We start from the raw sequence: 21407 nt of genomic DNA on the forward strand, positions 1-21407 counted from the left end.
ATTCCTATGCCTTTTGTAACGAGGTGAGTCTATTGTCGTACCGTCCAGACCTGCCCTTGATCGTCCAAAGCGATCGGACGATATTGTTGGAAACACAGCATCCTTTATTTCCCGAGGCCAGACAAGCTATCAGTGGTTTTACCGAGCTAATCAAGAATCCAGAATACATCCATACCTATCGGATCACCCCTTTATCGCTTTGGAATGCGGCTGCTTCTGGTCTTACATCACAAGAGGTAACAGACGTGCTTGGCAGCTACAGCAAGTACGGTGTCCCACCTACCATCGTCAAAGAAATAGAAGATACGATGCGAAAATACGGCTTGTTTCGTTTGGAACGCATTGGCGATCATCTCGTATTAATGAGTGATGACCCACTTCTTTTAGCAGAGGTGACCAGTTATAAATCAATCGCTGCTCTTTTTGAGCATGAATTCGTTATCAAAAGCTATGCGCGCGGTCTGATCAAACAAGAGCTGATCAAGCTCGGGTTTCCTGTTCAAGATTTGGCGGGCTATACAGAAGGCGAATCCTGTGCAGTCAGCTTGCGGGAAACGACATCCCGAGGCAGAGCATTCTCTTTGCGTTCTTATCAAAAAGAAGCTGTCGATGCCTTCTATTCTGGTGGAGCTGTGACTGGGGGAAGCGGCGTACTCGTCCTGCCCTGTGGTGCTGGAAAAACAGTCATTGGGCTTGGTGCCATTTGCCAATTGCAAACAGCCACCCTCATTTTGACCACGAATACGACATCGGTTCGTCAATGGATCGCAGAGCTCTTGGACAAAACAGGACTTGATCCAAATATGGTCGGCGAATACACTGGTGACAACAAAGAAGTCAAGCCAATAACTGTGGCGACTTATCAAATTCTTACATACCGCCCCACCGCCGAAGATGATTTTCCTCATCTGAAACTCTTTTCAGAGCGCGACTGGGGGCTTATTATTTACGATGAGGTGCATTTGTTGCCTGCACCCATCTTTCGTGTTACTTCTGGGATTCAAGCCACTCGCAGACTTGGGCTGACTGCTACTCTTGTTCGGGAAGACGGGCGGGAGGAAGAAGTTTTCACGCTGATTGGCCCAAAAAAGTACGAGGTTCCGTGGAAAGTCATGGAAGAGCAAGGCTGGATCGCAGAGGCGCATTGCCGAGAAATTCGACTCCCCTTTGAGCCGAAGTGGCGAGAGGCTTATGCACATGCAACCGCTCGTCAAAAGTTTCGCATTGCGGCGGAAAATCCAAAAAAACTGGAGGTCGTCCGCGAGCTATTGGAGAGGCACGCCCACGATCGTGTTTTGATCATCGGGCAATATATCGATCAGCTTGAGCAGATGGCATCAGCCCTCCAACTGCCACTCATTACAGGAAAAGTACCGGACAAAGAACGTGAGATTTTGTACACGCAGTTTAAAAAAGGGGAAATTACACGCCTAATCGTATCCAAGGTAGCCAACTTTGCGGTTGATTTGCCGGATGCCAACGTCGCGATCCAAATTTCCGGGACGTATGGTTCCAGACAAGAGGAGGCACAGCGCCTGGGACGTATCTTAAGGCCCAAAACAGACGACAACACCGCCCATTTTTATACATTGGTAACACGAGACACGAGAGAGCAGGAATTTTCGCTTCATCGCCAGCTTTTTCTGGTCGAACAAGGCTATCCATACGATATTATAGAAAGCGAAACGCTGGTCTGAAACGTTTACGAATAACCAGCGTCTCATAGAGGGAAGGGAGGCCAAAGATTCAATGCAATCCGACGCCGAAATCATTCAGCGGATTCTTCAAGGCGACATCGAAGCGTATCGCGACCTCATCCAGCGATATCAGCATATGATCTACGTTTTCATTTACAAAATGGTAAACAATCGCTCTGATGCAGAGGATCTCACTCAGGAAGTATTTGTAAAAGCGTATGAAAAATTGTCCACATTCCGCGGGGACAGCCAGTTTTCTTCTTGGTTACATACGCTTGCCCGAAATAAGAGCATCGACTTCTTGCGTCGCCGAAAGTATCATGACTCGGATGAACAATTGGCCTATGTGCCATCTAATACACGAGATGAATCCCCTCAGGAATCGCTCATGACAAAAGAGCAACGTCGAGAAATTCAGGAGGCCTTTGCTTTACTGTCGGATTCTTATCGAGAAGTGATTGTCCTTCGCTGTACGCACGAATATCCGTTTGAAAAAATAGCTACACTCCTCGGCATCGCCGAATCTACAGCTCGCGTCCGTTACTTGCGTGCTCGTCAGGAACTCGCAAAATTGTTATCCCGCAAGGAAGGGGGGCTCGTACATGAACTGCCAGGCATTTAGAAAAGCATGGCTAGATGACACAGATAGCGATTCACACTCACATATTGAAACCTGTGACGAATGCATCGCTTGGATAGAAACGCAAATGACAACAGAAGAGGAGGTGCAGTTCTTGAAGGAGGTTCCACTACCTCAAGCGAACCTGGAAGACAGAATCATGCAAGCAATCTACCAGACCGCCGGAAAAGGTGTACCCCCTCACGCCGCTACTGCATCTTCAGAACAACAAACGAGCACAGTGATAGTAAAACCAAACAAGCGTTGGACCAAAGGCTTCCCTTCATACGCCTGGGTTAGCGCAGCGGCTGTCTTGCTCGCAGTTGGTTTCGTCGGCTACCAACAAATGGCACCGGGTAATATTCAAATGGCTGCCATACAAGAAAGCGGGACGCACGACAACCAGAACACTTTTGCATTCAACGATACGGTATCAAAATCGGCACCGCAAGCACCTGCTATCGCTTCCGTACCAGCAGCTGCTGATAGTCCGACGATGAAAAAAGCAGAAAGCAATCCAGAGTCCGCTGCTACACAATCGCAGGTCGCTCCGACTGCACCTACAAAAGATACGCCTCCTGCATCACCTCCCCAATCGAACAATGCGATTGCGATGGTGAAACCAGAGGAAAAAGTAGCAACACCCGAGCCACGTACGATCAATAAAGACGGGCAGAACAGCGTGGCATCTCGCGGATTACAGGGGAAATCAGCTGATCAAGCGGCAAAAGCGAAATCGGAAGTTCCAGCCGAGTCAGCAAATACTGGTAACCTTGTAGCCGCTAAGGAAGCCAATGGCGCTGCTGCTGAGAAGCCTACGACTTTTGGGATCGCTTCCCAAGTGGAACCAGACACTGCTGATGGCGGTACGACTGAGAATGCATTAGTGGGTCCAACGTTGCCAACAGCAGCGAAGCAGCCCATTACGCTCTCCTCGTTCTCGGATTTGAACACCGCTGTACAAGCATCAGATATGCCCGTTCCTGCCCTCTCGCAAGCACCGAATGGCTTCTCGCTGAGTACGGTATCGGTCCAATATGAATCCGAAACCAGTCAAAAGGTGACTCGCTTAACTGCAGATTACAAGAAGAACAACGACTGGATTCGCATAGATGTTGTACGCAATACAGAAGGCAAGCGTAGCCTCTCTATCCCAGGTACTTTCTCCTCTACTCAGTTGTTCGCGGTCAACGGAGAACAAGCCATCGCTGTTTCATTTGATCAAACTGACTCAAAAGGATCAACGGCCCAGCACGCGGCACATTTTAACGCACAGTCCGACAACCAATCGTTGTATGTAGTCATGACGGCACATGGAGTCACCTTAAATGAATTAATGGATGCTGCCAAACATATCACATGGAATCCGTAAAAAGATCCCTACAATCGAAAAAGACACGACCTGATTTTCTGGATCGTGTCTTTTTTCTGGGAAGATAATCATGAGGAGCTAACTAATGAACAAATTTCACATCTGCTTCGGCCTATCTGCCTACGGTACACTCCGATCCGTTTTCCGCAACCAAAATCTGTTAGAGACAGAAAGCATCATCTGCATCGAGGATGATTTCTCGGTTGGACCGCTACATCAACTAGACACCGAAACCGGGATGAATGAAAGGATTGAATGGATTCATTCTTTTTTCAAACGAGTAGAAGCAATCTCTCCCGAAGACCTGACAACGGTAAAGGCATATCTGCTGCGAAATCTATCCTTTCCAGTTCAGATTCCGGACGGCAGTAACGTAATTCTGTGGCATGGTCAAAACGCATCTGACAGCATCGGAATTCGTTATGTTGTCTCGATGCTCCGGGATAAAAACCTCTCGTTCGAAACAATCGACGTTACCGCCTTTAGTCTAGATTGCCATTACAAAGTAAGGGACGTAGACGGCAACAAGGAATCTTATGTATTAAAATGCGCAGGTGCCCTCCCTCCTAGATTGGTGATGGACGCCTATCAAGTAAAGAAGAATATGCCTGCGTCAATCGTACAAAAGTTGATCCTCGAATGGGAAAAGTGGTCGCAATCGGATGAAAGCATGCTGCGCGTTTACAAGAAGGGTGAAGTGCTAGCCGTATCGGAGGATTATTATGATGCCTCGATCTTGGAACATGCTTCTAATAAGCTCCAAAAGGCTGCACGTGTGATCGGTACCGTCATGGGGGAAAGCGATCAATGTATTGGTGACACGTATTTGATATACCGGGTTCATGAGCTGATCAAGCAAGGCCTGCTAGAGTACCGTGGAGAGTTGATGCCTCTACGCCACTTAGAGATTCGATTGAAGTAAAAAAACGCTGTTCTCTTTCGCAAAGAGACAGCGTTTTTTCCTATCTTTAATGCTTTTGATTTTTCTCCTGATTCCATTGCTTGATTTGCTCAATGATTTCCCGAATTTGATTCCGTGCTTCCATATGCTCAGGCTCGCTTCCCCAATGCTGAATCAGCGGAGGCATTGCTTTTGCCATTGTCGTGTACAGGCACCATACTTTTACCATTTCTACGCGCTCAGGAGTCGCTTCTCCTGTCAACAGCTCTGTAAATTTACGAACTAGATCCTCCAGTTCAGGGACCAACGCTTCTTTTTTCTCGTCCATGTCAGTTACCTCACTTTCAGGAACTTTTCTATTTGTATCCTTGGTTTATTTTACGAAAAAACGCCCACGCAGAAAAGGAAGATTTTTCAGGAACGATCGGTTACGCTTAAGCTACCAAGATGATCGAGGTGAAGACTTATCAAAGACATTTGCATTCGATTGGTTCCAACGACCAGAGATAACTGGCAAGATGCATTACGCTTGCAGGTACAAGATGAGCAGCAGCACTTTGTCCCGTCTGTTGCCGTTTCATTGGCGAAGGTCCATATCCGTCCTGATGGTGACAACTGCGCATATGAACCATTCTGTTTGTATGACGCTGATGAAATGGTTGGGTTTGTCATGATTACCTATGACGCCTCAACAGATTGGTGTTTCTGGTTCAACGGTTTTTTGATCGATCACCAGTACCAAGGCAAAGGATATGGCAGAGCGGCTCTCGCAGCGATCGTAGATACGGTACGGAACCGTTTCCCGCAAAGCCGATTTGTCAACCTGACCGTATGCCCGGACAATACAGGTGCAAGACATTTATACAGTCAATCCGGTTTTGAAGAAACTGGGGACGTATACGATGGAGAGATTGTCTACAGACTCACGTTATGAAGAGCATGAACAAAAACCGCCAGAAATTGGCGGTTTTCATGCATATAGCTATTTCGTTTCTGGTACCATGAATTGCAAAAGACCAAAAGCCACTCCTGCGGTCAATAACACACTCCAGATAATGATGCCTACCGACATCCACAACATGAGCTTTTTCGTAGGGGCTCCCAGCGAGATACCAATAGCAGCTCCCAGCGGGGCTCCCGTTAAAAGCGGCGAAGCGAGACCAAGTCCTACCACTCCGTATTTATCCCATATCTGCCACATACGCCCCTGACGCTTGCTCCGTTTCTCTACACGCTTTAAAAGCCAGGCGCGTAATGAACCTCCCAGAAAAATGACGATACCGGCGCTGATAATTGCACCCACCGCACTAAATATTCCGATCAGAACCGGTGGTAGCTGCAACATAAAACCTACAGGGATCGCTGCCCACAGCTCAAACATGCCAGATAGCGTCACCGAGCCTGCTTTCCATAATACATCCATTCTGTTTCGCCTTTCTCCTCTCGCTGTCTTTTTCATTCGTCATGGTAAAGACGAGCAGACATGTAATAAAGTAACGAAAAAATGTCAAATTAGGATGTGACATCCCTACGGATAAAGGTCGTGTACGCAATGATCAGCGCTGCGATCGCCCATACACTCAACACGGTCAATGAGAACGGCAACGTCATCCCCTTAATCGGAGGCAGTGTTCCATTGAGATAATCTGTAAGCTGCAAATTTACCACGAACAAGTATTTGGCCGATTCCCAGGAGGATGCCATCTGCGTCAGGATCGTTCCGCTAATTAGCGCTGCCATCATAATCCCCATCCCCGCAGCTGCACTCCGAACCAAAACAGAGACCATAAGTGTTACCGTTGCAACCACGACGCAAACAAACCAGCCTAGCCCATACTGCATCAGTAAAAATTGCCACTGTGGCAGCATGAAAGCGCCAGATGTCTCGAGCTCTCCTCCCGCTACTTCAAAGCCAGTCAAAATGGGCAGGTCCCATCCTGAATAGCCAAACACGACCCCAGAGAGCAAATAAGCAAGAATCAGTGTCGTGAGAACCGTGAGAGAGGTAAACAGTAGCAGGGTGATGTATTTGCTGGTCAGTACCTTCCAACGCCGTACGGGTCGCGTTAATAGCAGCTTGACCGTCCCCTCGCTAAACTCAGAAGATACGAGGTCGACCGCGAGTACGACGATTATCATCGGCAAAAACATCGAAATGGCTTGGTCCATAAAACCACGGGCGAATGTAGGTCCACCCGGTGCCATCGGGTTAATGTCGTGATCCAAATAATATTGCTGCTGCGCGATCCTAACCTTGATAAAATCCCGCCACTCTTCAGGAAGACGGCTTGATGCCAGCCTGTTTTGCATATCGACGATTTGTTGGGTTAATAGTGGTCGCCAGTCGGTCGTCCCCATTCGTTCTTGTGCAGTGACAACCGAACGATACTGCGCGTATGTAAAAATCGGGATCAGAATCGCCAAGATCAGCACAACGACGAGAAAACGGCGCCGACGCAGCAATTTTATGGTTTCATTCTGTACGAGCCCCACCATGCTCTGCTCCATGACTTCCCCCTCCTCCCGTCAATGTAAGGAACAGGTCTTCCAGTGTAACCGTCTTCGTTGCAATCCCCATCACAGGTATGCCACCATTGACCAACGCTTGGTTAGCCTCGCTCACTTTTTCTATATCCATGCGTGTTTTCAGCCGCTCTTCACTAACCATCCACACATCTGTCACTGCTGGTAGTCTTCGCAGGACTTCCTCGGCCTTTTGTATATGGGAAGACGGGATTGTCCAATCTACCTGATCAGCAAACTGCTCCATCAGTTCTTTGACTAATCCAACCGAAATGACTTTCCCTTGACTGATAATCGCCACTCGGTCGCACATCATCTCGATTTCACTGAGAAGATGACTCGAAATGAAGACAGCGAGCCCTTCTTCCTCAGCAAGCTTGCGAATAAACTGGCGCAATTCACGAATCCCCGCCGGGTCCAAACCGTTCGTCGGTTCGTCCAGAATCAATATTTTCGGCCGGTGCAAAAGTGCCTGCGCGATCCCCAGGCGCTGCCTCATTCCGAGCGAGTACGTTTTTACCTTATCATCAATCGCCCGCTCCAAATCAACGAAGCGAACGATTTCCTCAATACGCTCAGGTGTAATACCGCCACTCATTCTCGCAAACTGCTCCAGATTCTCTCTGCCCGTCAAAAACTTGTACAGCTCCGGGTTTTCGACGATACAACCAACCTGCGCAATCGCTTGCGGAAACTGTTCCTGCAGGGAGATGCCTCCGATGCGAATATTTCCCCCATCCGCTTTTGCCAATCCAACGAGCATACGGATCGTCGTGGTTTTGCCTGCGCCATTCGGCCCGAGAAATCCAAATACCTCTCCGGCGAAAACGTCAAACGTAATATCATGAATGATCGGCTTTTTGCCAATCGCTTTTTGCAATCCTTTTACTGAGAGGACCGTTTCGGCCAATGTGCGCCCTCCTATCTGGGTCACGCCTCGTCAACTGACGATGGCGTTCTGTTTATGGTACACTGTCATAAGATGTCCATCCACATTATACCATGACCATACACTTTAAAACGAATAGGAGGATACCCGATGCGCACATCCGGCCAATTTCTTTGGCGCACGGCAGGTCTCTTGTCTTTACTCTCCTTTCTCTTATTTGCGACAGGGTTTGTCCTCGCGATGAATCCGCAGCAATTGGCACCATCCACAGCAGCCCCACCTGTGCAAAAAGAGCAGCCACCCTCGCCTTTGCCAGGAAAGGGTGTCCATCAAGTAGTCGCACTAGGGGATTCCCTCACGCGCGGTGCCGGAGACGCAAACGGCCAAGGCTATGTCGGACTCGTTCGCCAAGCATTGGAGAAAAAATCGGGCCAGTCTATTACGTTCACAAACCTCGCAATTAATGGACAGGAATCATCTGAGCTGCTTAAACAAATGTCCCAGGAGCAAGTGAAGAAGCTGCTCGCTGAAGCCGATCTGATTCTTTTTACCATCGGCGGCAATGACTTGTTCAGGCAAACAGGCGGGCTGTATACCATTGAAAAAGAAAAAGTGACCACGGCTCTTAATAAGCTCGCGGTCAACTATGAAGAGATTCTCAAACAGATTCGCAGCGTCAACAAGACGGCGACGATCGTTTACACTTCCCTGTACAATCCTTTTGGCAACACCGAAGCTGCCGTCGACACCATTGGGCCCGTGCTCGACTGGAACAATCAGGCGTCCCAAATCGCCTCACGGTACCCGCAAGTACTCGTGGTGCCGACCTACGACTTGTTCTTGCGTAAGGAACAAAACTACTTGTATACAGACCACTTCCACCCGAATGCTGATGGCTATAAACGGATGGCAGATCGTATCTTGCAAGCGTTAGAGTGATTCAGCCCTCACCTCATTCATGGACTTGCCACGGGCTGCCTCAAAGGCGCGAGCACCCGCCCATTGGAAGGCACTGCTCATCATCGAGGTAGCTGCTACCACCAGGAACAAGGTCGTACCTCCATAGTGCGCCAACAGCAACCCGCCCATCCACGGACCGATGAACTGGCCGAGGTTGCTAAAGCTTTTCGCACCGTAATAGCTGCCCCGCATACTCTCTGGGGCCATTCGGTCGATCAGAACGTCTCCTGCCGTAAACGTAAGGATTTCACCTATTGTGAAAAATACCATCGCCACGATGAATATCAGCCACGAATTGGCAAAGGCATAACCCACGTCACCAACCGCATACATGGCGTTTCCCACCAAAATTGCGGTGAGAGGCGTCTTTTTTTCTGCCCAAGTCGTCAACGGAAGCTGCATCACAACGACGACAATCGCATTGACTGTCATCAGGATGGCAAACAGCTCTGTTCCATTCACGACCGTCATTTCTGCGAATTTGGCCAGCGTAGAAGACATCTGCGAGTAGCCAATCGCTCCTAAAACACCTGCGAGCATGTACAATCGAAACGCCTTGTCGTTCACGACTACGCTGAATGCACGGCTGAATGTAACGACTTCTTTCTTTTGGCCTTCAATTTGTTTAATGCCGAACCTCTTCAATAATCCTTGCAAGCTAATCACATAGATAAGATAAATCAGTGCAGTCATCAGAAATGGCAGGGCTACAGAGCTTTTCGCTAGCACTACCCCTGCGATAGGCCCAACCGCTACCCCCACGTTAATTGCCATGTAACGAATACCGAACACACGAAGCCGCTTCTCTTGCGGCGTTACATCTGCCATCAGTGCCTGTGAAACGGGTTCGTAGAAGGATCGACAGAGTCCACCTGCTATATTGAGCAAAAGCAGAATCCACGGGTCTTTACTAAGCGCAAACCCGACGAATACGAACGTCCACACATACAACGCACCAAGCATGACTCGCCTGCGCCCGATCCTGTCTGACCATGTTCCAGCAATAAAGCCTCCGATTGTACCTGCGAGCGGCCCTGCTCCAATAGTCAATCCGATCATTGCCAAGCTCATATCTGTTTGATTGGACAAGTATAAAAACAAAAACGGCATGCTCATCGAGCTGGCGGCCCGGACGAACACGGTCCCTACGACTAATGACCAGACGATCGGGTGAAACTCCTGTAAACGCATCTTGATCCAGCTCATTGTCTCTCTCCTCACCACTGTTATGCTTTCCCACCGCTGCCAGAACAGATGCTCTGTGATGTTCCCATTGTAGAGAGGCAATGGTCGTTCGTCAATGAGCATTCAAAATTTTTTGATTATGAAATATTTCTATGAGAGTAATCAAAATTTCGATAAGGTTGGACACAGTAACCCTAGACAACGCAAAAGACCGCCAGAAATCGCTGACGGTCTTAGCCTATCCCTTTTTACAAAACAACTTCTATACGATCAACCATTTCTCCCTGCTCGTTCCATTTCACCGCACGGTAAACGCTATCGTGGTAAAACGTGAACCAAGCTCCTTGCTTGATCCCGTTGTTGATCCATTCTTCTTTGGCATAGATGGATGTCATCGGATAGTCGTCATAGGCCATCACCCATAATGGATTTTGATGAGCGTGTGTGGGCATGATGTCCGCTAGATGCAAAAGCAGCTGCCCCTCTGTCTCCATCCGGACGATAGCATGTCCCTGGCTGTGACCGCCTGTATGATGAAGCGTGATTCCTGGCACAACTTCGTGCGTAGCTCCATACGTCTTCACCTGATTCTCAATCGGACGCCAGTTTTCTTCCCAATATGTATTCTTCGAGCGAATATTCGGCTCTCTCATCTCCGCCCATTCCTGCTCCTGCACGTAGATGACAGCTTGTGGAAACGTAGAGACAAGTTGTCCATCACGAAGAGAGACAAGTCCGTTGGCATGATCGTAGTGCATATGCGTCATGATGACGATATCAATATCGGCAGGAGTCAACCCTTTTGCAGCGAGGGAGTCCACCACTTGAGACTCTTCTTCCAAGCCAAAATTGCGCTTCTGTTTTTCCGTTAGCCGATCATTTCCCATACCCGATTCAATCAAAATATGCTTGCCATGAGCTTTTACCAGGATCGGGTCAGCACGCAAAGGGATTTGATTGAGATCATTCGATGGGTATCTTTTGCTCCAGAGTGGCTTAGGCACTACACCAAACATTGCGCCTCCATCCAGCTTCGTGAGTCCACCTCTCAGCCAAGACAATTGAAACTGACCTATCTGCCATTCGTTCCCTACCATGATCCTGTCGCCTCCTCGATTGCTCGGAATGATGTTTGAAGTTCGAAAGCGAAAAGCACCCCGTTCAGGGTGCCTTACAGCTTTTCTGATACATTTACAGTTCTAGTCGCCGGGGCGATTTCTAACAGGAGATCACTCGATACAGCCTGCACAGTGACATCTGAATCACTTCGTCTATGATGAAGCACGAGTTGCGCTACCTTTTCATTCTCTCGGTAAACGCTGATTAATGTCTGTAATGGATTGGCACTCCCGCCTGCGATCATCTTAAACCCCGGGGCTATCGTAAACGTCCATCCCTCCACCTCTACTAGCGGTGCTAACGAGTACAGGAAGTAACGTTTCCCTAAGAGAATGCCATTATGGTTCATCAAGGCGAGAGCCCCCAATCAAATGAATTTGAACAGTATAACTTCATTTTGCAAGAATTAGCGGAGGTTGAAAAGCGATTCGACAAAACTTCTAAAAAGACGACATACTTTTCTTAATCATATCCGATTACCCTTGTTTTCGAAATAGAAAATCTCTTCAACGCCTTAAATCGCTCTTCCTACGGTCGCACCCTCCAAAATGGCTCGCTTGGCATCGAGCTCTCCCGCTTCTTTCGCCCCGCCTATGAGGTGAACAGGCAGCCGATCCAGCAATGCGTGGTATAGCGAATTGTTGGAGGTCGCTCCAGCCGCTACAATGACCGTATCAGCAGGTATCATACGTTCCTCTCCGTTTTGAATGAAATACACCCCTTCTTCTGCAATCCGGCTGTATTCAATTTGTGTCAGCATCTCTACGCCACGTCGTTTCAGGTTGGCGAGAACTGCCCAGCGCGTCGTTTTACCCAAGCCCGATCCGACATGCTTCCCACGCCGCAGCATGCTGATTTTTCGTTTTCGCTGTTGCAGTTGCTGTACAGCTCTTCCATCCAGAATCCGATACTCCTGCAAGTATTCCGCTGCCTTCGATGAGATCGTTTCGTCGTGCATCAGCAAATGGGACAAATCACATGCGATTCCTCCCGCACCGACGATGACTACTTGTCTACCGACCTTGGCGCGCTTCTCAAATACCGCATCATATCCCTTCACATGTCCGAGCTCCACACCTGGAATCTCTGGACGCCGTGGGATGACTCCCGTTGCTACCACAACTTCTGCAAAGCCTTCTTCGATTAGGGTATCTGCCTCTGCCAGTGTTCCCAGCCTAATTTCGACACCAAGACGTGCAAGTTCTGTCCGATAATAGCGAAGCGTTTCATTAAATTCCTCTTTACCTGGCACCTGTCTGGCGTAGTTTAATTGTCCACCGATCTGTTTTTTGGCCTCCATGATGACCACCTGATGCCCTCGCTCTGCCAGCACACGAGCTGCCTCCAAGCCGGCTGGCCCCGCACCGATTACAGCCACCTTCTTGCGGTTTTCCGCCGAAACCAACCGCCACTCTGCTTCCCTGCCGACGAGAGGATTGACCAGACAGGAAGCTACCTTCCCATCAAAAATATGGTCGAGACAGGCTTGATTGCAAGCAATACATGTATTTACTTCATCAAAGCGTCCTTCTTTACTTTTTTGAACGATGTAAGGGTCCGCTAAAAATGGTCGAGCCATTGAAACCATATCACTGCATTCTTCATACAAAATCTTTTCTGCCTGGCGCATGTCGTTAATTCGATTGCTGGCGATAACCGGGATGTTCACGACCTGCTTGACTTGCTGCGCCACCCATACATATGCTCCACGCGGCACCATCATGCCAATCGTCGGTACTTGTGATTCATGCCAGCCAATTCCGATATTAAGAGCATCAGCTCCTGCCTCCTCCAGCATTTTGGCAAATTGCAATGTCTCTTCCATCGTCGTACTATCTGGCATCAAGTCCAATCCCGACATCCGGTAGATGATCGGATAATCCGGTCCCACTGCTTGGCGGACACGGTTAGCCACCTCAATACCAAAACGAGCTCTACGTAAAAAGTCCCCACCCCACTCATCTTCTCGCTTATTGGTCACAGGGGACAAAAATTGATTGATCAAGTATCCTTCCGAACCCATAATTTCTACGGCATCAAAGCCAGCTTTTTTAGCACGGACGGCGCCATCAGCAAAGCATTGGATCGTTGCTTCGATCTCCTCTGCGGTTAACTCTCTCGGCTTCCAACGGTTAATCGGCGCCTGCAATGGCGATGGCGCTACCGGGTCTAATCCTGTTGCTTCCTTGTACGCATAACGGCCAGCATGGAATAACTGCAACGCAATTCTCCCATTAGCTTGATGAACCTCTTTCGTGATTAGTAGCAATTTCTCGATATCCTCGTCATGGTATACATTGCAATACTCGTCGCCCATGCCGCCTTCTGGATGTACGGCAGCCCCTCCTGTCACGATCAGACCTGCCTCTCCATTTGCACGCTCTGCGTAAAAGGTAGCAAGCCGCGCTACACCATTCTGAAGCTTTTCAAATCCAACGTGCATGGACCCCATCATAATCCGATTTGGCAACGTCATCGAACCAATTTGAATCGGTTCCCACACTTTTGAAAGTTCCACGTTAAACGCCCCCTAAACGAGTGAATGCTCATTCATTTTTCATTACCTATACGATTCTCTCTCTTCTCCTCATATTCCTCCTTCCTCACCTTTTATGCAAAAAGCTCAGGACATTACTCCTGAGCTTTCCTTATGTACAGCCTATGTTTTTATTTGCCGAGTTTGACAAGCATCCCCAAATCTGCGGAAAATCTCGCGATGGTTTCTGTAAATGCGATTTCCTCAGCTTCTGTTTGCGGCATCTGCACGACAAAGTGATAATCCAGCACGACATTCGCTTCTGCCTGCTTGCCAGGCTCCACAAAGCGGCGCTTTTCTGTCAGCGAGCACTCAGCTACCAAGCTTTTTGCTTGCGTCCATAATTGTTGGATCTCCTCATCTTGCAAGCTATAAGGATAGTCAATTTCCACCTCAATTTCACAGCTGTCCTCTTCCGCAAGCGAAAACAGATGGATGGTAGCCGTTGGTTGCTTCTCATCCTCCGCCTCGGAAAACGTGATCAGAACCTCTTGCCCTTCCGATTCTTCCAACAACGAATGATCGGAGCGCAAGACGATATTCGAAATCATTCCATGCGTATGTAACTGTTGATTTAGTTTTTCCACCATAAATTGTAGCACGTACTTCTTTCCTCCTGTTTCACGATATCCTCTCGTAGCAGTATAGCACGAGTTCTACAGATGCGAAAAACCCCTTCACGAGGAAGGGGTCGGTGTATTGTTCATATTTTTTTGATTCATGAATTCTGACAGCCACGCACGACGTACTTCTTTGTTTGGACAGTAACCTAAAATGTAGCTTTCTCCGCGCATATATTTTTCCTTAATCCACTCTTTATGCTTGCGGAAAAAGGCATGCTGGAAATCAATCGGCATCTGCTGATATTCTTCCAAAGCTGAAGGGTTCTGGAGGAAAAAATCTTCATCGTACACAAACTCTTCGTTTTGTTGGCGGCTGATCAGGTACACAAAAGCAATCACCAGAAACAGGTTCACCAAGAAAATCGTCATAGAAATCCCTCCAGTCAGTAATAATTATCTGATTAATCTGTCTTATCAGCATATTATTATTGTACCACGAAATTGGTGTTTTCTAAACCTTTTCCATAAACGAATTTTTAAAAATTTTTAACGAATCGACAAATAAAAACACCCGCTCGTGATGAACGGGTGTTTTTCGTACTCGTTAGGAGTTCGTATTCGAACCTCCTGTAGGAGGACCTGCATCCTGACTCGACGGTGGGATAATATCCGGCGGTGGAGTAGAGTTGTTTCCGTTATTACCTGCCGGTACATTCGTTACATCAGTAGCAGGCGTCTGTGCTCCCTGGCCTTGATCTGTCGACTGGCCTTGCCCTTCTTGGTTTACGACATCAGGTGGCGGCATTGTGCCTTCATTTGCCGTACCGTCTTGATTGTCTGGTGAATTCGTCGGCTCTTGTTCTTTCGGAGCCTCCGTTTTTTGTTTCGCTGGTGTTGACGCAGCTGATTCTGTCGTTTTCTTCTTGACGCTCTTCTTGTTGCTTGTCGCTACCGCTTCACCGGAACCGAGTATCGGCGAATTATTGAGCGACGCTACGACGCTCTCACTCAATCCCATCTCTGATTGCAAGGAATCGCGAACAGTCTCAAGCTTTTCTTTTTCGAGATACGTGTATCCTCCCTGCCAATATGCCCCATTATCCAATGCACTGACCGTAGAGGAATTAAATCCTTTGAAATCGTAGGCCAAGCCTTTGATCTGATCCTTGGAAAGATCGGTATGTATATTCTTGGCACCTACGTCCATGACGTTAAATATCTTCGTCAAGCCTTCAAGAGAAGCCGTTTTGTCCACGACAGCCTTGATGACCTCTTGTTGGCGACGGTTACGGTCGAAGTCACTGGAGTAGTACTTTGTTCCACGGTTGTCATGACGATGTCGTACATAACCAAGTGCTTGCTCGCCATTCAATTTTTGAACTCCTGGCTGGAGATTGATGTGTGTATCGTCAGTTGGATCATCGTATACCAGTCTGCGATCCACATTGACTTCCACACCACCTAATTCGTCAATGACCGCTTTGAAACCATCGAAGTCAATGGCTACAAAATGCTCAATCGGAATACCCAGTATTTCATTCAACGTTTTCTTCGTTAAGGAAATACCATCTTCAGTAACCGTCTGGTTGTTGCGCTCTGCTTGCCTGCGTTCTGCTTCGCCATTGGCATAGACAGAATTGATCTTATGGTAGTCGCGATAGCCTGGGATCTTGACGCGTGTGTCCCGTGGAATCGATACCAGGGTAACTTTCTTCGTCTTCGGGTTGGCAACTGCCACGATCATTACGTCTGTATTCATGGAACCTGTTTCCGGACGGGAATCAGAACCAAGCAATACGAACGACATTGGCTTATCCGAGTGGTAAACAGGATCGACATTTTGGGATACTGGCGAAGTAAATCCGCTGTTTGCAGGGCTCGTTACTTCCGTCAGAGTGTCCTCAATTTTCCAATAAATTGCTCCAGCCACACCGCCAACCAGCAGCAAGGTGATCAATGTGAAGGATACAACGAGTTTACGTATTTTTCGACTACGGCTCGGCTGTTTCTTTCGAGAAGCTGAAGCGCGTGTTTTCACAACAGTATCTGGCATATGAATCAGTCTCCTTGTTCGCGCACGCTTTTTGACAAAGTAAAGGGAGGCACGATTTTGAATTGTGCCACTCGACAATATGCACCACTTTTTTCTTCAGTTGGCAATACTCTGATTCAGGTATTGTACCATATCGTTGTCTGCATTTGTAGAAAAATGTTCCTTTAAACGAAAAGTCCCCCATCTTTTTGTCGATAAGGGGGACTTTAGTTTCACATATAATTTTCGGCTTATTGCAAGCCGCGTGGTGCCTGACTAAACCCTTGTACAGGACCTTCAGGACGCTTGTTTTTGGAGCGGTGTGAATCTCCGCCCTGCCGAACATGACTCTCTTGTTTTCCGTTTACATCATTCGATTTCTTTTCCATGACATACACTCCTCCTCTGTACCAACTAACGGGTAGTGTACGTCAAGCTATGTATTTTCATTCTCTGTCGAGGATCTGTCTTTCTTTTGCGGCATAGTAATCTTTTCGTGCCAAAAGGGCATCGATATCGTATCGGCCATTTCCCTTTGTTCTCATCTCGGCCAAAGCAACGCCGAAAGCAGCTTGTTCTGTAAGGGATAACGCTTTGTTTTGCGCATAAATGATACCCGCGGCAAACGCATCTCCCGCGGACTCTCGAATCGGCATAGTCGGTGCAGCAAGCCATTTTTCCTCCTGTGCGGTGCACAACCACAGCCCTGCTTCCCCACAAATGACCATGACCTGATGAATGCCTTCTCCCACCAATTTTTTCGCGCATATTTCCACATCATTATAGGAATGAAGCGATTGGCCACCTAACACTTCCAGTTCATCAATGCTCGCAACAAGTATATGAACACCTTCAAGCAACCCTTTCCATTTTTCTGCTTTTTTCACAGAAACAGGGTCCACGATGATCTTTTTGTTAAGTCTTCTGGCTTCCGCCAAAAATGCACGCATGACCTCAACGGGAAGATTGGCATCCAGAAACAAGCCTGTGGCCTGCGGCAAGCGTTTGAGACCTTGCTGGACAATCTCCGCTGGCCACTCTTCATTTAGTTCCATATCTGCAACAGCCGTGTACAATTCACCATCACGATCACGAATAGCCAAGTAGCGCCCAGTCGATTTCCCTGTGATTCGCAACATGCCATGGGTAGCCACTCCACTATTTGCTGTGACCTGTCTTAACCACTCGCCGTCTGCATCTTCTCCCACCAGAGCAAACAGCTGCACTTCTTCTCCTAGCCATCCGAGATTTTCCGCCACGTTTCGAGCTACGCCGCCTGCTGCTTGATGCACTTCACCCGGATTACTTGTTCCAGGTAACAGTCTGGCAGAAGTGACTCCCTGCACGTCAACATTGGCACCTCCCACGCATAACCAGTATTCTGTTATACCTTCCAGCATTCCAGCATTCCCCCTAGCCTTCTGCTCATGGTCTAGTCGATTGTGCTCCTTTCTTTTTTTTCGACAGCATCTCCCCATTTACCTACCTTTTTAAAAACTTCCTGACAGATCAAAATCTTTATTTACGACCATTATATTCCCGCCATTCATGGATGACGTCCTGTAGAATCCGTGCTACATTGAAAAAAAACTAAAAAGTAAGTTACGAAAGAAAGGTTGGGGATGAACTGACATGAGTGCCTCATCGACACCCATTCACTCTACACCCGCAGGGACTGCGGCACCGACTGTCTATCGCATGCTCTTTGCCATTAGCATTGCGCATCTGTTAAACGATAGCTTGCAAGCGGTCATCCCTGCATTGCTTCCTATTGTAGAGAAGAATCTGGCATTAACGTTTACACAAGTCGGAATGATTTTACTCGTCATGAATCTTACCTCATCTGTTTTGCAACCATTCGTCGGTTACTTCGCCGATCGCAAATCGATCCCTTTATTGCCACCACTGGCTTTGATCGTATCGGGATTGGGGATGCTGGCACTCGCTTTCTCCGGCAGTTATTATTTCGTTCTCGTAGCAGTCGCCTGTGTTGGAATTGGTTCAGCCATCTTCCACCCAGAAGCCTCACGCTTCGCCCACTTGGCATCCGGTCCTCGCCGAGGGCTTGGACAATCCATTTTTCAAGTTGGTGGAAATGCTGGGCAAGCACTCGCTCCCTTGATGACTATCCTGGTCTTTGCGAACCTGGGACAGACTGGGGCTGCCTGGTTTCTGTTGCCCGCGCTAGTAGCTAGCGGCATCTTGCTCTATGTTGCTCTCTGGTATCGTGGACAACAGCGTTTGAAAAAGGCTACTGCCTCACCAGTAACGTATACGAACCGGAACAAGCGGCTGATTGCCCTCGGCCTCCTGATTGTCATCGTCAGTGTGCGTTCCTGGATGAATGCTGGCTACCAAAGCTTTTACCAGTTTTATTTGATGTATGTGAAAGATATGGATTACGCCAATGCACAGCTCGTCATTTTTGGTTTTCTTTTCGCAGGAGCGATTGGGACATTTTTTGGCGGACCGCTGTCTGACCGATTCGGAAAAAGGAACTTGCTCATCATTTCCACACTCGGTTCACTTCCACTGACATTGCTGACGCCTTACGTCTCCGGCTTTTGGGCCTTTCCATTGCTGGTAATCAGCGGCTTTATCATGCTTTCCAGCTTCTCGGTCACAGTCGTATACGCGCAGGAGCTATTGCCTGGCAAAATCGGTACTGTATCCGGGCTGATTATCGGGCTTGCCTTTGGAATGGGAGGCATGGGCGCTCTCGTATTCGGCTATCTCGCCGATCTCTACAGTCTGAACTTTGTCATTCTATTATGTTCGTTCCTCCCGTTGATCGGATTTATGGGCTTTTTCCTGCCGAAAGACAAGACACTCCGCGAATGGGCTCACTAATCTATACCAAAGAAAAGGCAAAACAAAAAACCCGAGGACACGAATCCTCGGGTTTTTATTTATGCTAGGGAATCTAGACCAATACACCTGTTGGTGCGCCCAGCACTTGGGCAATGACTGGCGGATACACTTCAGGCGTACCATACAGTCTCCAAGTACCGTCCTCACCTTGACCGAACAAGCCATGGATCATCCAATCTGCTGCCAGCGTAGCACCCAATTCAGCGCCAACAGACAGCTTGATTGTCTCGCCATTCGCACGTTTTGCCGTACAACCAGATGAAGTGATCTCTTGCACGAGTATGGATTCTTCCGTGATATCTTTGATCGCCATCGGGTTGCTGTAAAGATTTTGAGTCGCTTCTTTTTCCAGCACACCACGCAAGCGATAGGATTCCGGCAATGTTTCCTTCAACTCGGCGAACAATGGTTGCATAACAGGATAAAGCGCGTATGGTCCTTGCTTATCCAGCCACTTGAAGAACGCCGTCAAAACAGACATCAGATTTGTTGCCAACGTTTTGGTCGTTGCGTCCGTGCGCGTGAAAATGTCGTGTACGAGGAAGTATACCAGGTCCTCTCTACGCAACTGCTCCCATGTGAAAGATGGGCCAAACGCTCCTCTGACGAATGAACGGAAGTTGTTCATAACCTCATCGTACTTTTTGACGGTTGCTTCCGACTTGCCCTCGGTCATCTCATGCACGAAGCGATTGATGTCCGCAAGTCTGTCAGGATGTACGGTGTACACACTCTCCGGCAACCCCTCGATCAGTGGACGGCGCAGCAGGTTAAGCACATGCAGGCTGTCATTTGACAACGAGAGGCGAGGACGAAGCATGTCCATTCGGATAAAGCGAGCCAAGCCTTGTCCGATTTTATGATCCTGTTCCATTTGCTCCATCAGCTTGTGAAGTTTTTCATGCAGCTCCTTGTTTTCTGTAGCCGCAACCAAGAGTGGAGCCAAATCATCGAGCTGTTCATGGGAGGTAACCAGCCATTTTTCAGCAAAATAAGTTTGGACTGCCCACTGCAACACTTTTGGTGGCAAAGTAGGCTGACTCGTGATAAACAGAGTTCCTTTGGACAAACGAGAGCCCGTTGAAGTAAGAACGCGAATCTCCTCTTCGTTCTCAAATGCAAGCAGCAGCAAAAGCTCTGCAACTTCGTCCAACTGCGATGCATACCCTTCTAGAATCAGGCTGTCATCCTGCAAAATCACTTCTGCCTGTACTTCGTATAGCTCCAGCAAGGCATCCTTTAAATTCGGGAACAAATGCTCTTCCTTGCGTGTCGCATATACCCATGTCTCACGAGCACCATCCCGTTTTTTCAGCTCAAATGCAGGGTTCGACTCGATTACTTTCAGCAGCTGTTTACGATCTGGCATACCATAGGTACGACGCAGAAGCGATTCTTGCTTCGGTGCTTCCGACTCGCTTGCCGCTTCACCAAATTGAACGATGAAGTGATACAGCTCTGTCGTATAGCTTCTCTTGCTCGTATCTGCCTTCGCAGCTTCTACTTCTGGATGCTGGTGTAACCACTCGAGCAGGCTTTCCTTGACATGTGGCTGCAAGATGATGCTGCCAGAGAAGAGCATATCACGCAGACCTAGATTCAGCAGGCGCCCTACGATCAATTGTCCAGGGACAACATTCAACGTATTGGCACGAAGCAGATAGTGTTTTTCTTCCGAAATCGGTTGTTGAACCGTGATGACATCACGATCCACTTCCACGATTTCATAAACATTCAGGTGCAATCCAGCAAACGCACGGCGAAGATCAGGCTCCATCCGACGTCCATGCTGTTTGATATAGTTCTCAAGCAGCGTGCTTCCACCTGTTTTGACGTCCAATACACACCAGTTGAAGAAATGGGCTGCCCATTCAGGACGTGCGACGCTCTCTTGAGTCAAGCCTACTTCTTCTGCAAAACGACTCCGCGCTTCTTGAATCGTCTCACTGGTTACATTTGCGCCGACAAAATGGTTCAGTCTTTCGACCCAGCCAGCGTATTCTTTTTGCAGCTTTTGCTCGTGGCGGCTACGCAACTCCGTAATGGGAGTGACAACCCCACAGCATTTTTTGTATTTTTTTCCGCTCCCACAAGGGCACAGTTCGTTTCTTCCTACCGACATAGAGGGTTTGGATCTCCT

The 21407-nt window shown here is 48.3% G+C and carries 21 protein-coding genes; 7 read left to right on the top strand and 14 right to left on the bottom strand.

From position 1 onward, the window contains the following. Window positions 1-32 precede the first annotated feature (32 nt). The 4 genes from ACFVS2_RS09870 (at window position 33) to ACFVS2_RS09885 (ending at window position 4610) form a co-directional block, all read left to right on the top strand. Window positions 33-1697 carry a DNA repair helicase XPB gene (locus ACFVS2_RS09870; RefSeq protein ID WP_390233378.1) on the top strand — a complete coding sequence of 555 codons (1665 nt, stop codon included), beginning with the start codon at window positions 33-35 and terminating at the stop codon, window positions 1695-1697. Between the two features lie 52 nt (window positions 1698-1749). Next, window positions 1750-2319, top strand: coding sequence for an RNA polymerase sigma factor (locus ACFVS2_RS09875; RefSeq protein WP_007716978.1), 570 nt, complete (start codon window positions 1750-1752; stop codon window positions 2317-2319). Further along, complete coding sequence (locus ACFVS2_RS09880; protein ID WP_390233381.1) at window positions 2300-3688, top strand: hypothetical protein; 1389 nt, start codon at window positions 2300-2302, stop codon at window positions 3686-3688. The genes ACFVS2_RS09875 and ACFVS2_RS09880 overlap by 20 nt, the downstream gene beginning before the upstream one ends. Window positions 3689-3773: 85 nt before the next feature. Continuing rightward, complete coding sequence (locus ACFVS2_RS09885; RefSeq protein WP_390233384.1) at window positions 3774-4610, top strand: DUF1835 domain-containing protein; 837 nt, start codon at window positions 3774-3776, stop codon at window positions 4608-4610. A gap of 46 nt (window positions 4611-4656) precedes the next feature. Here ACFVS2_RS09885 and ACFVS2_RS09890 read toward each other — a convergent pair whose 3' ends face one another. After that, the gene (locus tag ACFVS2_RS09890) at window positions 4657-4917 is read right to left on the bottom strand and encodes a YusU family protein (RefSeq protein WP_015892299.1); all 261 of its coding nucleotides are present in this window, start codon (window positions 4915-4917) and stop codon (window positions 4657-4659) included. Between the two features lie 147 nt (window positions 4918-5064). On the opposite strand from ACFVS2_RS09890, the gene ACFVS2_RS09895 reads away from it, so the two are divergent. Beyond that, window positions 5065-5523 carry a GNAT family N-acetyltransferase gene (locus ACFVS2_RS09895; RefSeq protein ID WP_390233488.1) on the top strand — a complete coding sequence of 153 codons (459 nt, stop codon included), beginning with the start codon at window positions 5065-5067 and terminating at the stop codon, window positions 5521-5523. 48 nt (window positions 5524-5571) lie between these two features. Here ACFVS2_RS09895 and ACFVS2_RS09900 read toward each other — a convergent pair whose 3' ends face one another. From ACFVS2_RS09900 to ACFVS2_RS09910, 3 genes are all read right to left on the bottom strand, one after another. Next, window positions 5572-6012 (bottom strand): small multi-drug export protein, encoded by a 441-nt coding sequence (locus tag ACFVS2_RS09900; protein WP_007716989.1) that lies wholly within the window; start codon window positions 6010-6012, stop codon window positions 5572-5574. Between the two features lie 89 nt (window positions 6013-6101). After that, entirely contained in the window at window positions 6102-7097 is a 996-nt protein-coding gene (locus tag ACFVS2_RS09905) for an ABC transporter permease (protein ID WP_173617058.1), read from the bottom strand. After that, a complete protein-coding gene (locus tag ACFVS2_RS09910; protein WP_173617057.1) occupies window positions 7063-8022 on the bottom strand; it encodes an ABC transporter ATP-binding protein in 960 nt (319 codons plus the stop codon). The genes ACFVS2_RS09905 and ACFVS2_RS09910 overlap by 35 nt, the downstream gene beginning before the upstream one ends. 129 nt (window positions 8023-8151) lie before the next feature. Here ACFVS2_RS09910 and ACFVS2_RS09915 point away from each other — a divergent pair, with 129 nt between their 5' ends. Further along, the gene (locus ACFVS2_RS09915) at window positions 8152-8940 is read left to right on the top strand and encodes a GDSL-type esterase/lipase family protein (protein ID WP_390233389.1); all 789 of its coding nucleotides are present in this window, start codon (window positions 8152-8154) and stop codon (window positions 8938-8940) included. Here the strand turns inward: ACFVS2_RS09915 and ACFVS2_RS09920 are convergent. The 9 genes from ACFVS2_RS09920 to ACFVS2_RS09960 all read right to left on the bottom strand — a co-directional run bounded on the left by ACFVS2_RS09920 (window position 8932) and on the right by ACFVS2_RS09960 (window position 17796). After that, a complete protein-coding gene (locus ACFVS2_RS09920) occupies window positions 8932-10167 on the bottom strand; it encodes an MDR family MFS transporter (RefSeq protein ID WP_390233391.1) in 1236 nt (411 codons plus the stop codon). The two genes, ACFVS2_RS09915 and ACFVS2_RS09920, sit on opposite strands and share 9 nt — an antisense overlap. A gap of 227 nt (window positions 10168-10394) precedes the next feature. Next, a complete protein-coding gene (locus ACFVS2_RS09925) occupies window positions 10395-11243 on the bottom strand; it encodes a YtnP family quorum-quenching lactonase (protein ID WP_390233393.1) in 849 nt (282 codons plus the stop codon). Window positions 11244-11317: 74 nt separating this feature from the next. Then, the gene (locus ACFVS2_RS09930) at window positions 11318-11614 is read right to left on the bottom strand and encodes a hypothetical protein (protein ID WP_173617494.1); all 297 of its coding nucleotides are present in this window, start codon (window positions 11612-11614) and stop codon (window positions 11318-11320) included. A 165-nt stretch (window positions 11615-11779) separates the two neighbouring features. Further along, window positions 11780-13783 (bottom strand): oxidoreductase, encoded by a 2004-nt coding sequence (locus ACFVS2_RS09935; RefSeq protein ID WP_390233395.1) that lies wholly within the window; start codon window positions 13781-13783, stop codon window positions 11780-11782. A gap of 149 nt (window positions 13784-13932) precedes the next feature. Beyond that, a complete protein-coding gene (locus ACFVS2_RS09940; protein ID WP_173617052.1) occupies window positions 13933-14403 on the bottom strand; it encodes a hypothetical protein in 471 nt (156 codons plus the stop codon). A gap of 75 nt (window positions 14404-14478) precedes the next feature. Further along, window positions 14479-14793 carry a hypothetical protein gene (locus ACFVS2_RS09945; RefSeq protein WP_007717017.1) on the bottom strand — a complete coding sequence of 105 codons (315 nt, stop codon included), beginning with the start codon at window positions 14791-14793 and terminating at the stop codon, window positions 14479-14481. A 175-nt stretch (window positions 14794-14968) separates the two neighbouring features. Then, on the bottom strand, window positions 14969-16417 hold the full coding sequence (locus tag ACFVS2_RS09950; RefSeq protein WP_390233398.1) for an LCP family protein: 1449 nt from the start codon (window positions 16415-16417) through the stop codon (window positions 14969-14971). 230 nt (window positions 16418-16647) lie between these two features. Continuing rightward, window positions 16648-16785, bottom strand: coding sequence for a hypothetical protein (locus ACFVS2_RS09955; protein ID WP_007717021.1), 138 nt, complete (start codon window positions 16783-16785; stop codon window positions 16648-16650). A gap of 57 nt (window positions 16786-16842) precedes the next feature. After that, window positions 16843-17796 carry a carbohydrate kinase family protein gene (locus ACFVS2_RS09960; RefSeq protein WP_390233400.1) on the bottom strand — a complete coding sequence of 318 codons (954 nt, stop codon included), beginning with the start codon at window positions 17794-17796 and terminating at the stop codon, window positions 16843-16845. A gap of 232 nt (window positions 17797-18028) precedes the next feature. Here ACFVS2_RS09960 and ACFVS2_RS09965 point away from each other — a divergent pair, with 232 nt between their 5' ends. Then, complete coding sequence (locus ACFVS2_RS09965) at window positions 18029-19246, top strand: MFS transporter (RefSeq protein ID WP_390233402.1); 1218 nt, start codon at window positions 18029-18031, stop codon at window positions 19244-19246. Window positions 19247-19319: 73 nt separating this feature from the next. Here ACFVS2_RS09965 and ACFVS2_RS09970 read toward each other — a convergent pair whose 3' ends face one another. Beyond that, window positions 19320-21389 (bottom strand): YecA family protein, encoded by a 2070-nt coding sequence (locus tag ACFVS2_RS09970; protein WP_390233405.1) that lies wholly within the window; start codon window positions 21387-21389, stop codon window positions 19320-19322. Window positions 21390-21407 lie beyond the last annotated feature (18 nt).

Origin of the sequence: Brevibacillus sp. NPDC058079 (genome assembly GCF_042885155.1) — a bacterium.
In the GTDB taxonomy this organism is placed as follows: Bacteria; Bacillota; Bacilli; order Brevibacillales; family Brevibacillaceae; genus Brevibacillus.